The organism is Roseateles sp. P5_B10 (genome assembly GCF_056400485.1).
In genome coordinates, this window is the sequence record NZ_JBFULE010001321.1 from 1 (window position 1) to 940 (window position 940).

The following is a 940-nucleotide window of genomic DNA, read 5'->3' on the forward strand; positions in this document are numbered from 1 at the left end:
GCCCCGTGCCCGCGCCGCTGCCCGGTTCGCCGGCGCCCAGCCCATCCCCGACGCCCAGCCCGACGCCAAGCCCCGCACCCAGCCCATCGCCCACGCCGGCGCCAGCCCCGACACCCGCGCCCAGTCCGTCGCCCAATCCGCCTCCCTTGATTCCAGGCACGGCCTGCACCGTGACCCTGCCTTGCAGCACGGGCAGCGGCGAGCAGGCCATGAGCCCGTTGGTCACCGCCATCGTGCCCGCTGCCGCCTATGTGCAGGCCACCGGCACCTACACGCTGTCCGGCGCTGGTGCCATCAACACCGGCAGCCCCTACACCTTCAACTTCAAGTACACGGCGCTGACGGGGGACTTCACCTTCACGGCCCGTGTCGTGACGCAGGGCGGCAACGCCGACTCGGCGCGTGCCGGCGTCGTCGCGGCGGACGGCATCACGGGCAGCCCCGTCTATGCCTGGACGGCGCGCTACTCGACGACCGGCGAGATCCGTGCCGCCATCAACGGCAACAACAAGTCCAACCTGGCCGGCTTTGCAGCGTCCACGCCGCCCGTCTGGGTGCGCGTGCAGCGGCGCGGCAATGCGCTGTATTCCGCCGCGTCCACCGACGGCGTGACCTGGGCCGAGAAGACCAACGTCAACGTGACGGCCGCCAGCCTCTACGTCGGCCTGGCCCTCTCATCGGGCAGCAACAGCGCGGTCGTCACGGCCGATTTCGACAACGTCAGCATCGTCGGCGGCGGCCGCTGAAAAAAGGAGACCACAACATGCGATTCCGACTTCAACCCCTGGCCGCGCTGCTGCTCGGCCTCACCGTGAGCGCGGCCCAGGCCGGTGCGACGAACGAGGTGGCCTATGCCTCGCTCGGCGGTGCCGCCGTCACCTTCTCCGAGCTGACCGATGGCGCTGCCATCGATGGCCTGCTGAGCAGTGGCGGCATGCAG

Annotated in this window: 1 protein-coding gene; it reads left to right on the forward strand. The window is 70.5% G+C overall.

The window, feature by feature from the left end:
- Positions 1-170 precede the first annotated feature (170 nt).
- Positions 171-746, forward strand: a complete 576-nt coding sequence (locus AC1DU6_RS33030; protein ID WP_477862522.1) for a DUF1349 domain-containing protein — start codon at positions 171-173, stop codon at positions 744-746.
- The last annotated feature ends 194 nt before the right edge of the window (positions 747-940 follow it).